This is a genomic window from Noviherbaspirillum galbum, assembly GCF_010974945.1.
Taxonomy (GTDB): Bacteria; Pseudomonadota; Gammaproteobacteria; order Burkholderiales; family Burkholderiaceae_D; genus Noviherbaspirillum; species Noviherbaspirillum galbum.
Genome location: NZ_JAAIVB010000013.1, coordinates 53312 through 66466 on the forward strand (window position 1 = coordinate 53312; position 13155 = coordinate 66466).

Here is a 13155-nt window from a genome sequence, read left to right on the forward strand (position 1 = left end):
CATGGCAGCTAAAGAAGTCGTATTCGGCGATGCCGCCCGTGCCAAGATGGTCGAAGGCGTCAACATCCTCGCCAACGCAGTCAAGGTTACCCTCGGTCCCAAGGGCCGCAACGTCGTTCTGGAGCGCTCCTTCGGCGCCCCCACCGTCACCAAGGACGGCGTCTCGGTCGCGAAAGAGATCGAACTGAAAGACAAGCTCATGAACATGGGCGCCCAGATGGTCAAGGAAGTCGCTTCCAAGACCTCCGACAACGCCGGTGACGGCACCACCACCGCGACCGTGCTGGCACAAGCCATCGTCCGCGAAGGCATGAAGTTCGTTGCCGCCGGCATGAACCCGATGGACCTGAAGCGCGGCATCGACAAGGCCGTCGGCGCCACCGTCGAGCAGCTCAAGACCATCGCCAAGCCCTGCACCACCTCCAAGGAAATCGCCCAGGTCGGCGCCATTTCCGCCAACTCCGACGCCTCCATCGGCGACCGCATCGCTGAAGCGATGGAAAAGGTCGGCAAGGAAGGCGTGATCACCGTCGAAGACGGCAAGTCCCTGAACGACGAACTCGACATCGTCGAAGGCATGCAGTTCGACCGCGGCTACCTGTCCCCGTACTTCATCAATAACCCCGAGAAGCAAGTCGCCGTCCTGGAGAATCCCTTCGTCCTGCTGTTCGACAAGAAGATCTCCAACATCCGCGACCTGCTGCCGGTGCTCGAGCAAGTCGCCAAGGCTGGCCGTCCGCTGCTGATCATCGCCGAAGACATCGAAGGCGAAGCGCTGGCCACCCTGGTGGTCAACAACATCCGCGGCATCCTGAAGACCTGCGCCGTCAAGGCTCCTGGCTTCGGCGACCGCCGCAAGGCCATGCTGGAAGACATCGCCATCCTGACCGGCGGCCAGGTCATCGCTGAAGAAGTCGGCCTGACCCTCGAAAAAGCCAGCCTGAACGACCTCGGCCAGGCAAAGCGCGTCGAGATCGGCAAGGAAAACACCACTCTCATCGACGGCGCCGGCCAGGCATCCTCGATCGAAGCCCGCGTCAAGCAGATCCGCGTGCAGATCGAAGAAGCGACCTCCGACTACGACCGCGAGAAGCTGCAGGAGCGCGTCGCAAAGCTGGCAGGCGGCGTGGCCGTGATCAAGGTTGGCGCAGCCACCGAAGTCGAGATGAAAGAGAAGAAGGCACGTGTCGAAGACGCGCTGCACGCGACCCGCGCAGCCGTTGAAGAAGGCATCGTTCCTGGCGGCGGCGTGGCCCTGCTGCGCGCTCGCGCCGGCATCAAGGACCTGAAGGGCGACAACCCCGACCAGGACGCTGGCATCAAGATCGTCCTGCGCGCCATGGAAGAGCCGCTGCGCATGATCGTGACCAACGCCGGCGACGAAGCATCCGTCGTCGTCAACAAGGTCATCGAAGGCCAGGGCAACTTCGGCTACAACGCCGCCAACGGCACCTATGGCGACATGGTCGAAATGGGCGTGCTGGATCCGGCCAAGGTGACCCGTTCGGCACTGCAGAACGCAGCGTCGATCGCCGGCCTGATGCTGACCACCGATTGCACCGTTGCCGAGCTCGTCGAAGACAAGCCGGCTGCTGCTGGCGGCATGGGCGGCATGGGCGGTATGGGTGGCATGGGCGGTATGGATGGGATGATGTAATTCATCGCTTCATGCGCTGATGGCCTTGGTGGCATCAGCTTGATGTAGAAGGCCTGCGGGATGTGTCCGCGGGCCTTTTTGTTTTTTGGGGGGTGCGGGTGGTTCATCTCCGATGGCACTTGTCATTCGGAAATACGCCTGTCATCGGCGACTACGCCTGCCATCCTAGACTACGTGTGTCGTTCCCGCGCAGGCGGGAATGACAACCGTAGTCCCGCAACTATCAACAGCCGAGAAACCTCGCTACTTCCAGTCCGGTACCCGCTTCTCAAGAAACGCCTGCACCCCCTCCAACGCCGCCTCATCCATCATGTTGCAAGCCATCGCCTGCCCGGCCAACTGGTAAGCCGCCCCCGCTCCCATCTCCAGCTGCTTGTAAAACAAGCGCTTTCCCATCGCAACCGCTACCGACGGCTTGGCAAGAATGCTTGCCGCCAGCCGCCCGATCTCGGCATCCAGTTCATCGAGCGCCACGACACGGTTGACGAGCCCGCGTTCCCGCGCCGTCTCCGCATCGATGAAATCGCCGGTCAGCAGCATTTCCATCGCCTGCTTGCGCGGGACATTGCGCGACAGCCCCACCGCCGGGGTCGAACAGAACAGCCCGTAGTTCACGCCGGACACCGCAAAGCGCGCCTCGGTCGAGGCCACGGCCAGGTCGCACATCGACACCAGCTGGCAGCCGGCCGCGGTTGCGATGCCCTGCACGCGGGCGATCACCGGCTGCGGCAGCTGCTGCATGCTCAGCATCAGCTTGCTGCAGCGATCGAACAGCGCCTTGTAATACGCTTCCGAGGGCGAGGCGCGCATCTGCTTCAGGTCGTGGCCGGCGCAGAATGCCTTGCCGGCGGCAGCGAGCACGATGACGCGCACGCCCTCGTCGTCGCGCGCAGCGTCGAACGCCGCCTGCAGCGCCGCGAGCATCTCCTCGGACAGCGGATTGAAGCGTTCGCCGCGGTTCAGGGTGAGGGTGAGTACGCCGCCGTCCCGGGCGATCAGCACATGGGGTGGATCAGCGTTCGTCATCGTCTTCCTCCTCGGTGGCGCGCGGCTCGCCCAACAGCACGGGCGGCACGTAGGTGTCCAGAAGATGCTTGCGGCTGGCGGGCGTTTCGAGGCTGATGCGTCCGAGCGCGCCGCCGCGGTAATCGATCAGCAGGGTATGCGCCGCCTTTTCAAAATCGAGCTCGCCGCCCTTGACGCGGAAGGCGCGCTTCTGCGCGATGCCCTCGATGACGCCGACGCCATCGAGGCCCTCCGTGGCAAACCCATAGCGCCCGGTGAGCAGCGCCGGATACCGCGCCAGCAACTGCTCGGCGAGGAAGGTGGCGACCTCTTCCTCGATCACCGCGTTCACGCCGACCGCGTGGCTGGCGGCGAGCATCAGGCCATCGGTGGGATGCTGGATCTTGGGCCAGAGCATGCCGGGCGTGTCGATCAGCACCATGTTGTTGCCGAGGTAGAGCCGTTGCTGGGCCTTGGTGACGGCTGGTTCATCGCCGACCGCGGCGACGCGCTTCTTCAGCAAGGCATTCATCAGCGTCGACTTACCGACGTTGGGAATGCCCATGATCATCATGCGCAGCGGCTTGAGCGCGGTGCCGCGATGCGGCGCGAGCTTGAGCGCGAGGCCGGGCACCTTGGCCACGTCGGCGGGCTTCTTGCAGCTCAGCGCGACGGCATGCGTATCCTTCGCGCCGTTGAAATGGGCCAGCCATTCCTTGGTCGCGGCCGGATCGGCCAGGTCGGCCTTGTTGAGTATCTTGAGGCAGGGGCGCTGGCGATGCTTGCGCAGTTCTTCGATCATGGGGTTCGAGCTGGCCAGGGGCAGGCGCGCGTCGAGCACCTCGATCACGAGGTCGGTCTTTTCCATGGATTCCGCCGCCTTCTTGCGGGCGGCGTTCATGTGACCGGGAAACCATTGTATGGACATGCGGGGGATGGAGTAAGGAAGCAAGCCCGTATTCTACCGCTTGCGTCCCCCGGCCTCCCCGATGATGCGGGGCAAGGCTAGTCGAGATCGGCCAGCGCCTTCAGGTGCGCGACCACGCTGCGTCCCAGCGCGGACAGGTTGTAGCCGCCTTCGAGGCAGCTGACGATGCGGCCCTGCGCGAATTCGTCGGCCACCTGCATGATCTGGCGCGTGATCCAGGCATAGTCCGCTTCCACCAGGCCCATCTGGCCGAGGTCGTCCTCGCGGTGGGCATCGAAGCCGGCAGAGATGAAGATCATTTCCGGCCGGTGCGCGCGCAGGGCCGGCAGCCATTTTTCCGTGACGATACGGCGCACGGCCTCGCCCGCGCTATACGCCGGCAAGGGGACGTTGACCATGTTGGGCAGGTCGTCGCGGGGCTCGGTGTAGGGATAGAAGGGATGCTGGAAGAAGCTCGCCATCAGCACGCGCGGATCGTCGAGGAAGGCTTCCTCGGTGCCGTTGCCATGATGCACGTCGAAATCGATGATTGCCACGCGCTGCAGGCCATGCACGTCGAGTGCATGGCGGGCGGCGATCGCCACGTTGCCGAAGAGGCAAAAGCCCATCGGCGTGCTCGGGCGGGCATGGTGCCCCGGGGGACGGATGGCGCAGAAGGCATTGCGGATGTCGCCGGCGATCACCGCGTCGGTCGCCGCCACCGCCGCGCCCGCCGCGCGCAGGGCGGCTTCCCAGCTGTGCGGATTGAGCATGGTGTCGGCGTCGAGCGCGAAGTAGTCGCCGGGACGCAGGACCTTGGCCTGCTCGCGCACCTTGGCGATGGCGCCGATGGTGTGCACGCGCTTGAGGTCCTCGACGTCCGCCTCGGGCGCCTCGCGCCGCTCCAGCAGGCCGTCGATGCGGCTGGCGATCAGCTGGTCTTCGATGGCTTGCAGGCGGGCCGGACACTCGGGATGCCAATGACCCATTTCATGTTGCTGGCAGGCAGGGTGGGAGTAGATTGCGGTGGTCATGTTCTCGCATAGAATGATGCATCTCAGAGGCAATGCCTATGACTCTACTTTGCGCTCCGAAGCTGTCGTTAAGCTTACTGGACAGTTTGTAATAATCAGTGTATCCAAGAAATCGTCACGACGTTCAAGCGGTTAGGCGCGGTCATGGGCCAACGCTTGCGAAATCTCAACACTCAGGAATTTCATGTTCGCCAAACTCCACGCCGTCGCCCGGCAGGTCGGCCAGATCGTCATCGGCAAGGACCTGCAGATCCGTCAATCGCTGGTATGCCTGCTGGCGGGCGGCCACCTGCTCATCGAAGACGTGCCGGGCGTGGGCAAGACGACCCTCGCGCACGCGCTGGCGATCTCGCTGGGCCTGAAGTTCAACCGCCTGCAATTCACGAGCGACCTGCTGCCCGCCGACGTGGTGGGCGTCTCCATCTTCAACCGCGAAAAGAACGCCTTCGTCTTCCATCCCGGACCGGTCTTCACGCAGGTGCTGCTGGCCGACGAGATCAACCGCGCCACGCCCAAGACCCAATCTGCCCTGCTGGAAGCCATGGAAGAACGGCAGGTGACCGCCGACGGCGTGACGCGCGAACTGCCGGCGCCGCATTTCGTGATCGCCACGCAAAACCCGACCCACCAGATCGGCACCTTCCAGTTGCCCGAGTCGCAACTCGACCGCTTCCTGATGTGCCTGTCGCTGGGTTATCCGGATGCGGCCGCCGAACGCGCCCTGCTCATGGGCGATGACCGGCGCGCCATGCTCAAGGTCCTGCCGACGGCGATGCAGCCCGAGGAATTGGCGGCGGCGCAGGCCGCGCTGCGCGACATCCACGCCTCGCCGGCGCTGATCGATTACGTGCAGGCATTGGCGCAGGCGTCGCGCCGCAACGGCTTGTTCGCGGAAGGACTGAGCCCGCGCGCCACCATCGCGCTGCTGCATGCGTCGCGCGCCTGGGCCGCGCTCGAAGGCCGCAACCACGTCATTCCGGAAGACGTGCAGGCGGTGCTGGTGCCGGTCGCGGCCCATCGCCTGCGGCCGCTCAGGACCGCGGGCAGCTCGGCGCTAGGCAGCCGCGACCTGGTGCTGCAGATGATGAAATCCGTGCCGGTCTGAGCATGTTCAGCAAGCTCGAGCACAGCCTGCGGCAGCGGGCGAGCCGGTGGATGTTCCGCCACCGCGGGCCGGAAGCGGGCGAAGTGTTCCTGAACCAGCGCCGGGTGTACATCCTGCCGACCCATCCCGGGATGGTGTACTTCGTCATGCTGCTGGCCCTGTTCGTCGGCTCGATCAACTACAACCTCAGCCTCGGCGTGGCGTTCACCTTCCTGCTCGCCGGATGCGGGCTGATGGGCATCCACCTCACCTTCCGCAACCTCGCCCATCTCGCGCTGACGGCGGGCCGGGCGCATCCGGTATTCGCCGGCGAGGATGCCCAGTTCGAGCTTTACCTGACCAACCGCCGCAGGCACGACCGTTATGCCATCTGGCTCGACTTCCAGGCGGATGAACGGCCCGAACTCGCCAAGGCGGCCGACGTTGCCGGCAATGCCACGCAAGGCATCACGCTCGCGTCCCGCGCGGCCGAACGCGGATGGCTGCAGGCGCCGCGGGTGCGCCTGCAGACGCGTTTTCCGCTCGGCCTGCTGCGCGCCTGGGCATACTGGCATCCCGATTTAAAGGCGATGGTCTACCCGCGTCCCGAGGACAATGCGCCGCCGCTGCCGCTGGGGGAAAACGGCGAGGATGGCACCGGCGCAGCGGGCGACGACGAGTTCGCCGGCGTGCGCGGCTACCAGGCCGGCGATTCCCTCAAGCGCCTGGCATGGCGGCAGATCGCGCGCCTCGACCCGGACATCGGCGGCAACCTGGTGACCAAGCATTTCGAGGGCGGCGCGGCGGCGGAAGTGGTCATTGACCTGCGCGCCCTGCCCGCGCGCATGGACATCGAGGCCCGCCTGTCACGCATGACGCGCTGGGTGCTGGAGGCCGAGGCGCGCGGCATTCCCTATGCCTTCGCCCTCGGCACGACGCGCCTGCCGGCGGCGCTCGGACCGGCGCACCGCGATGCCTGCCTGCGCGCCATGGCGCTGTTCGAGAAGGAGGCGGCATGAGCCCCGCCGCATGGCTGCGCACCGTCGCCTCGCGGCCGATGACGCGCGACAAGTCCAACATGCTGCTGATGCTGGCGGCCTGCACCGCCGTCATCCTGCCGCACCTCCTGCACCTGCCATGGTGGGTCGCGCCGGCCTGCGGCGCCGCCTTGCTCTGGCGCGGATGGATCACCTTCCGCGGCCTGCGCATGCCGCCGCGCACCCTGCTCCTGCTGCTCTCGCTGTCCTGCGTCGCCGGCGTGCTGCTCAGTTACAGGAACATCTTCGGCAGAGACGTCGGCCTCGCCACCCTGACCCTGATGCTGACCCTGAAGCTGCTCGAGATGCATGCGCGGCGCGACCTGTACGTCGCGCTGTTCCTCGGCTTCTTCCTCACGCTGGCGCAGTTCTTCCATTCGCAGTCCATCGGCGCGGCGGCCTGGGCGCTGTTCTCCATCGTCCTGATCCTGCTGACGCAGCAGTCCTGGCAGTACACCGGCGCTGTGCCGCCGCTCGCCACGCGCCTGCGCCAGGCGGCGACCATCGTCGTGATGGCCGCGCCGCTGATGCTGGTGCTGTTCGTGCTGTTCCCGCGCATCCAGGGGCCGCTGTGGGGCATGCCGGGCGGTGAACCCGGTTCCAGGACCGGCTTGTCGGATGACATGTCGCCCGGGAACATCGCGCGCCTCGCCGAATCGGATGAGATCGCCTTCCGCGTCCGCTTCACCGGCCCGCCGCCGGCGCGCTCCGACCTCTACTGGCGCGGCCCGGTGCTCGGCGTCTTCGACGGACATACCTGGACCGCGCCGCCGGCGCGCGTCATCCATTCCGAGGTGAAGGTTTCGCTGCGCGGCAGGGAAACCCGCTACGAGGTCACGCTCGAACCGCACGGCAAGCCATGGCTGTTCGCGCTCGACCTGCCGCGCATGCTCCCCTACCTGCCCGGAAATCCGTCGATCGCGACGCCGGAACTGCAGCTTCTCGCCTCGCGGCCGATCAACGAGCGGGTCCGCTACGAGATCGGCTCCCACACGAACTACACCCTGCAGGCCGACGAAAGCCTGCGCATGCAAGCGATGTGGCTGCAGCTTCCGGCACGCACGAATCCCCGCGCCCAGGAACTGGCAAGGACGCTGCGCGAGCAGCACGCCACGCCGTCGGCGCGCATCAACGCGGTGCTGGCCATGTTCCGCGAGCAGGGCTTCCGCTACACGCTTGAACCGCCGCCGCTCGGCAACGAGATCGTCGATGATTTCCTGTTCAACACGCGCGCCGGATTCTGCGAGCACTACGCCAGCGCCTTCGTCTTCCTGGCGCGCGCCATGGGCATTCCGGCGCGCGTGGTGACCGGCTACCAGGGCGGCGAGATGAACCAAACCGATGGCTACATGGCGGTGCGCCAGTCCGACGCGCATGCCTGGGCGGAAGCCTGGCTGGAGGGCGCCGGCTGGATGCGCATCGATCCGACCAGCGCCGTCTCGCCGCAACGCGTCGAGCGCAGCCTGCGCAGCGCGATTCCGCAGCAGGTCTTCGGCGGCATGATCACGCTCGACGAGCGCGGTCCGGGCCTGTCGTCGCTGCGGCGCATGCGCCAGCAATGGGAAGCCGTCGGCAATGCCTGGAACCAGTGGGTGCTGAACTATTCGCCGGAAAAACAGAAGCAGTTCCTCGACCGCCTGGGCCTGGGCATGCTGGGTTGGCAACTGCTGTCCTTCGTCATCGTCGGCGCGGCCGCGCTGGCGGTGCTGCTGGTCCTTCTGCCCTCCCTGCTGCGGCAGCGCAAGCGCGATCCGGTGCAGGAAATCTATGAGCAGTTCTGCAAGCGTCTCGCGCGGCGCGGCCAGGTCCGCGCGCCGCACGAAGGGCCGCGCGAGTTCGCCGCGCGCCTGCTTTCCGCGAGCGCGGCTTTACCCGGAGAAAAAAAGGAGGCACTATCCCGCTTCCTGCAACTCTATGAGACGGTACGGTACGGAACGCCCGATGCGATTCCGCCGTCCTATCTTTCCCAACTCAAACGCCTTTCCAACGCATGTCGATAACGTTTCTGCATCAGGCCGCGCGCGGCGTGGCTGTTTCCCTGGCCCTGCTTTCCCTTTCCGCATCGATCGCTACCGCCGGCAACGCCGAGCCCAAGTCCAGGTCCGCTTCCAAGGCGGCGAAGGGCAATCTGCGCAAGGTCGCGCTTTCTCCCGACGAGCAGGGCGAATTCGCCAACTTCAGCCAATGGAAGAATGTCGCCGACTTCATCGACGAGATGGTGGAAAAGCATGGCTTCGACCGGGCGGCGCTGGAAGCGACCTTCAAGAAAACCCGTTACATCGACAGCGCCGTCCAGCTGGTGAAACCCGCGCCGCCGGGCAAGCCCAAGAACTGGCGCGCCTACCGCAGCCGCTTCGTCGAGCCGATCCGCATCAACGCCGGCGTGGCCTTCTGGGACAAGTACGCCGACGCGCTGGCCCGCGCCGAGCAGACCTACGGCGTGCCTGCGGAAATCATCGTCGGCATCATCGGCGTGGAAACCATCTACGGCCGCAACACCGGCAATTTCCGCGTGCTCGATGCGCTGACCACGCTGGCCTTCGACTACCCCGACACGCCCAACCGCGACGCGCGCATGTCCTTCTTCCGCGGCGAGGTCGAAAACACGCTGCTGTTCGCGCGCGAAGCCAACCTCGATCCGTTCTCCCTGCTGGGTTCGTATGCGGGCGCGATCGGCTGGCCGCAGTTCATGCCGGGCAGCATCCGCAAGTTCGCCGTGGACTTCGACGGCGACGGCCGCGTCGACCTGCGCGGTTCGCCCGTCGATGCCATCGGCAGCGTCGCCAACTTCCTGGTCCAGCATGGCTGGAAGAGCGGCGAGCCGGTTGCCTTTCCGGTGACGGTGGCGCGCGACGAAACCATGCGCGCCTGGGACATGTTCATCGGACAAGGACTCGAGGCCAAGTTCAGCCTCGATGAATTGAAAGGCGCCGGCATCGTGCCGACCATCGAACCGCCGGCCGACATGCGCTTCGGCCTGGTCGACCTGCAGAACGGCGGCGAGCCGACGGAGTACTGGCTGGGCGCCAACAACTTCTTCGCCATCACCCAGTACAACCGCAGCTTCTTCTATGCGATGTCGGTGGTCGACCTCGGCCGGGCGGTGCGGACGGCGCGTTCGCGCTGACCTGCGCGGTGCGGTAGCGAATAAGGCTGGATTGTTGACGGATGACTGCTTACTGAATCCCTTATGATAAAAGGCTGATTTTTTGCTATTTTCTTGCACTGATATTCCATTGCGGATTCACTGATTTACTTGCAGCCATTCCCCTTGTTTACCAAACGCAACCCATTTTTCATTGCCGCTATCGTATTCTTGACTTCGATGCTCGCAACGTTCGGGCTGTGGAAGAACGGTCAGCAAGAGGCGAAACGAGCCCTCCAAACTGATTTTGACTTTCAGGTCAGGCAAACGGCCCGTCGCATCGAAACACGCATGGCAACTTATGAGCAAGCGACGCGTGCGGTTCAGGCGTTTCTGCTCGGTTCCCTTGACGTAAAACGAGACGACATCCGCTTGTTTGTCGAATCGCTGCATCTCCAGGAAAAATTTCCCGGGATCCAAGGACTGGCAATCGTGCAGGTCGTGCCAGCGTCCATGTTGCAGCAGCATACAAACGCAGTCCAGCAACAAGGATTCCCGGGCTACAACGTGCATCCGAAGGGAGACCGCGCGCTGTACTCATCCATCATTCAGATCGAGCCTTTTACGGGACTCAATCTCCGCGCGCTCGGCTTCGACATGCTGACGAGCCCAGTGCGTCGGTTAGCGATGGAGCGCGCCCGGGATACCGGCCAGGCAGCCGCTTCCGGAAAAGTCAAGCTGATACAAGAGAATGGCGCGCAAGAGCAGCCAGGCTTGGTGATGTACCTGCCTGTTTATAAACGCGGCATGCCTGCCACGACCACGGAAGAGCGTCGCGCCAATCACATCGGCTGGGTCGGCGCTCCGTTTCGCATGAACGACTTGATGGCCGGATTGGGCGGCGAGCGGACCGCGGACATCATGCTGTCCATTTATGATGGTGAAGCCATCTCGGCCGATTCCCTGCTCTTTGACTCAGAGATCGTCGCCAACAGGGTCAAGCCAGCCACCTCCCTTTTCGAGGCCAAACGGCGCATTCTGATTGCCGGGCATCCTTGGACACTCGACATACGGTCTAGTCCGAGGTATGAAGATCGCCTCGAAACTGGCAAACCCTTGCTCATCGCCATCAGCGGAACTGGCGCAAGCGTAATGCTCGCGTTGCTGGTGTGGGCCCTGGCCTCGGGGCGTCAACGTGCCCTGACGCTTGCCAACGCCATGACCCGGCAACTGCGCGAAAGCGAGTTTCGTTGGAAATTTGCGCTCGAAGGGGCTGGGGATGGAGTATGGGACTGGAACGTGCAAACCAACGAGGTCATCTACTCCGAACGATGGAAGGCAATGCTGGGTTATCGCGAGGCGGAAATTCAGAATGACCAAACCCAATGGGAACGTCTCATTCACCCCGAAGACCGGCAACGTACGAAAGAGTTGCTCGAGGCTTATCTAAAAAATTGGCAGTCGGACTATTCGAATGAATACCGGATGCTTTGCAAGGATGGCACCTGGCGCTGGATTCTGGCCCGCGGAGCAGTAGTCAGCCGCGATGCCCTTGGTAATGCACAACGCCTCATCGGCACCCATACCGATATCACGCACAGGAAGCAGCAGGAGGAAGCTCTTCGCGAGGCAAATGCCCGGCTTGAGGTCGAACAACACCGCGTTAGGGTCATTCTGGAAAACCTGCATGATGGATTTGTTGCAGTCGACCCTGATGGCCGCATTACGGACTGGAACGCTCAAGCGCAAAAGATTCTGGGATGGACGCCAACGGAAGCCATTGGCAAGGACCTGACCTCACTCATCATTCCTGCCGAGCTTAGATCTGCCCTTGCCGAAGGATTCAAACGCTTTGTGGCGACCGGCCAAGCTACCCTGATTGACAAGGTAGTCGAAGTGAACGTCCTGCATCGAAGTGGCAGGTTGATTCCTATTGAGCTCGCCGTTGCCGGGTTTCCCGTGGCTGGAAAGTACGCCGTAAGCGCGTTTATGAGGGATATCTCCGAGCGCAAAGAGGCCGAGCGCATGGAAGCTGAGCGAACGCACGCGCTTAATGAAGCACGGGAGGCCCTGCAGCATGCGCAGAAGCTCGAAGCAGTGGGCAAACTCACTGGTGGGGTTGCCCACGACTTCAACAATGTGCTTCAGGTTATCAGTGGCAACGTGCAGATAATGGAGCACTTTTATGGACACGACCCCCAAGCCAAAGGGCGACTTGACGGCATGATGTCCGCGGTCGACCGGGGCTCCAAGCTTTCAGCACAGCTGCTGGCTTTTGCGCGGCGCCAGCCCTTGCGGCCAACCGTCGTCAATCCGCTGCGTATTGTCCGGAACATGGACGACCTTTTGCAGCGCGCCCTGGGGGACAACATCGCATTTGGTGTTATCGCACCTGATGACCTTTGGAATACATTCGTAGACTCCAGCCAATTGGAGAATGTCATCCTCAACCTGGCACTCAATGCCCGCGACGCGATGCCCGATGGGGGCAAACTGGCAGTCGAGTTGAGCAACGTCACGTCAGGTAACGAAATTGCCGGCATCCGGAGTGACCTGGCGACGGGGGACTACGTGCTTCTGGCCGTGTCCGACACTGGAGTTGGCATGACCGAGGAAGTCATGGCGCAGGCGTTCGAGCCGTTCTTTACGACCAAACCGGCCGGTGAAGGCACCGGTCTTGGTTTAAGCATGGCGTATGGATTCGTCAAGCAAAGTAACGGCCATATCCACCTCGGCAGCAAACCGGGAAACGGGACCACCATAAAAATCTACCTGCCGCGCTCCATGCAGCCGGAGATGCAAACCTTGCCACCAGTACCTGAGCCTACCTTCGGCGGTGATGAGACGATACTGGTAGTGGAAGACGACCCTGCCGTGCAAGCGACTGTCATCGGAATGCTGGAAGGACTGGGCTATCGGGTGCTGAAAGCGGACAACGGCGATGATGCACTCGAGATCATTGAACGTGGCGAAAAGATTGACCTGTTGTTCACTGACGTGGTGATGCCCGGAGCCGTATCCAGTCCGGAGCTGGCAAGACAGGCAAAGCAAATCTTGCCAGGCTTAGGAGTGCTGTTCACTTCTGGCTATACCCGCAATGCGTTGGTCAGCGGGGGTCGGCTTGAGGACGGCGTGCACCTGCTTAGCAAGCCATATCGCCGCGAGCAGCTGGCGCGAAAGATTCGACAAGTCCTCGCGCAACAACTGAATCAAAATGCATGAATGTTCCACGATCGAATTGGGCACCACTACCGATTGGCCGTCGCCGCGAACCGCTGATTGCTCCGACCTTATCCCGACCTGCGCATCTGTAAGTGATTTTTTATGCACCGGATGATCCGACGTT

General features: G+C 63.4%; 9 protein-coding genes. 6 read left to right on the plus strand and 3 right to left on the minus strand.

Going from position 1 to position 13155, the window contains the following annotated elements:
- The first annotated feature begins 1 nt into the window (after position 1).
- Positions 2-1657, plus strand: a complete 1656-nt coding sequence (gene groL, locus G3574_RS05865) for a chaperonin GroEL (RefSeq protein WP_163961090.1) — start codon at positions 2-4, stop codon at positions 1655-1657.
- A gap of 243 nt (positions 1658-1900) precedes the next feature.
- On the opposite strand, the gene G3574_RS05870 is transcribed toward groL, so the two are convergent.
- The 3 genes from G3574_RS05870 to G3574_RS05880 form a co-directional block, all read right to left on the minus strand.
- Positions 1901-2683, minus strand: a complete 783-nt coding sequence (locus G3574_RS05870) for an enoyl-CoA hydratase (RefSeq protein ID WP_163961091.1) — start codon at positions 2681-2683, stop codon at positions 1901-1903.
- Positions 2670-3590, minus strand: coding sequence for a ribosome biogenesis GTPase YlqF (gene ylqF / locus G3574_RS05875; RefSeq protein ID WP_163961092.1), 921 nt, complete (start codon positions 3588-3590; stop codon positions 2670-2672). Before ylqF ends, G3574_RS05870 begins: the two co-directional genes overlap by 14 nt.
- 77 nt (positions 3591-3667) lie before the next feature.
- Positions 3668-4603 carry a histone deacetylase family protein gene (locus G3574_RS05880; RefSeq protein ID WP_163961093.1) on the minus strand — a complete coding sequence of 312 codons (936 nt, stop codon included), beginning with the start codon at positions 4601-4603 and terminating at the stop codon, positions 3668-3670.
- 184 nt (positions 4604-4787) lie between these two features.
- On the opposite strand from G3574_RS05880, the gene G3574_RS05885 reads away from it, so the two are divergent.
- From G3574_RS05885 to G3574_RS05905, 5 genes are all read left to right on the plus strand, one after another.
- On the plus strand, positions 4788-5708 hold the full coding sequence (locus G3574_RS05885) for an AAA family ATPase (RefSeq protein ID WP_163961094.1): 921 nt from the start codon (positions 4788-4790) through the stop codon (positions 5706-5708).
- A 2-nt stretch (positions 5709-5710) separates the two neighbouring features.
- Positions 5711-6706, plus strand: a complete 996-nt coding sequence (locus G3574_RS05890; protein ID WP_163961095.1) for a DUF58 domain-containing protein — start codon at positions 5711-5713, stop codon at positions 6704-6706.
- Positions 6703-8724, plus strand: a complete 2022-nt coding sequence (locus G3574_RS05895) for a transglutaminase TgpA family protein (RefSeq protein WP_163961096.1) — start codon at positions 6703-6705, stop codon at positions 8722-8724. Before G3574_RS05890 ends, G3574_RS05895 begins: the two co-directional genes overlap by 4 nt.
- Positions 8715-9851 (plus strand): lytic murein transglycosylase B, encoded by a 1137-nt coding sequence (gene mltB / locus G3574_RS05900; RefSeq protein WP_163961097.1) that lies wholly within the window; start codon positions 8715-8717, stop codon positions 9849-9851. Before G3574_RS05895 ends, mltB begins: the two co-directional genes overlap by 10 nt.
- Positions 9852-9995: 144 nt before the next feature.
- Positions 9996-13031, plus strand: coding sequence for a CHASE domain-containing protein (locus tag G3574_RS05905; RefSeq protein ID WP_163961098.1), 3036 nt, complete (start codon positions 9996-9998; stop codon positions 13029-13031).
- The last annotated feature ends 124 nt before the right edge of the window (positions 13032-13155 follow it).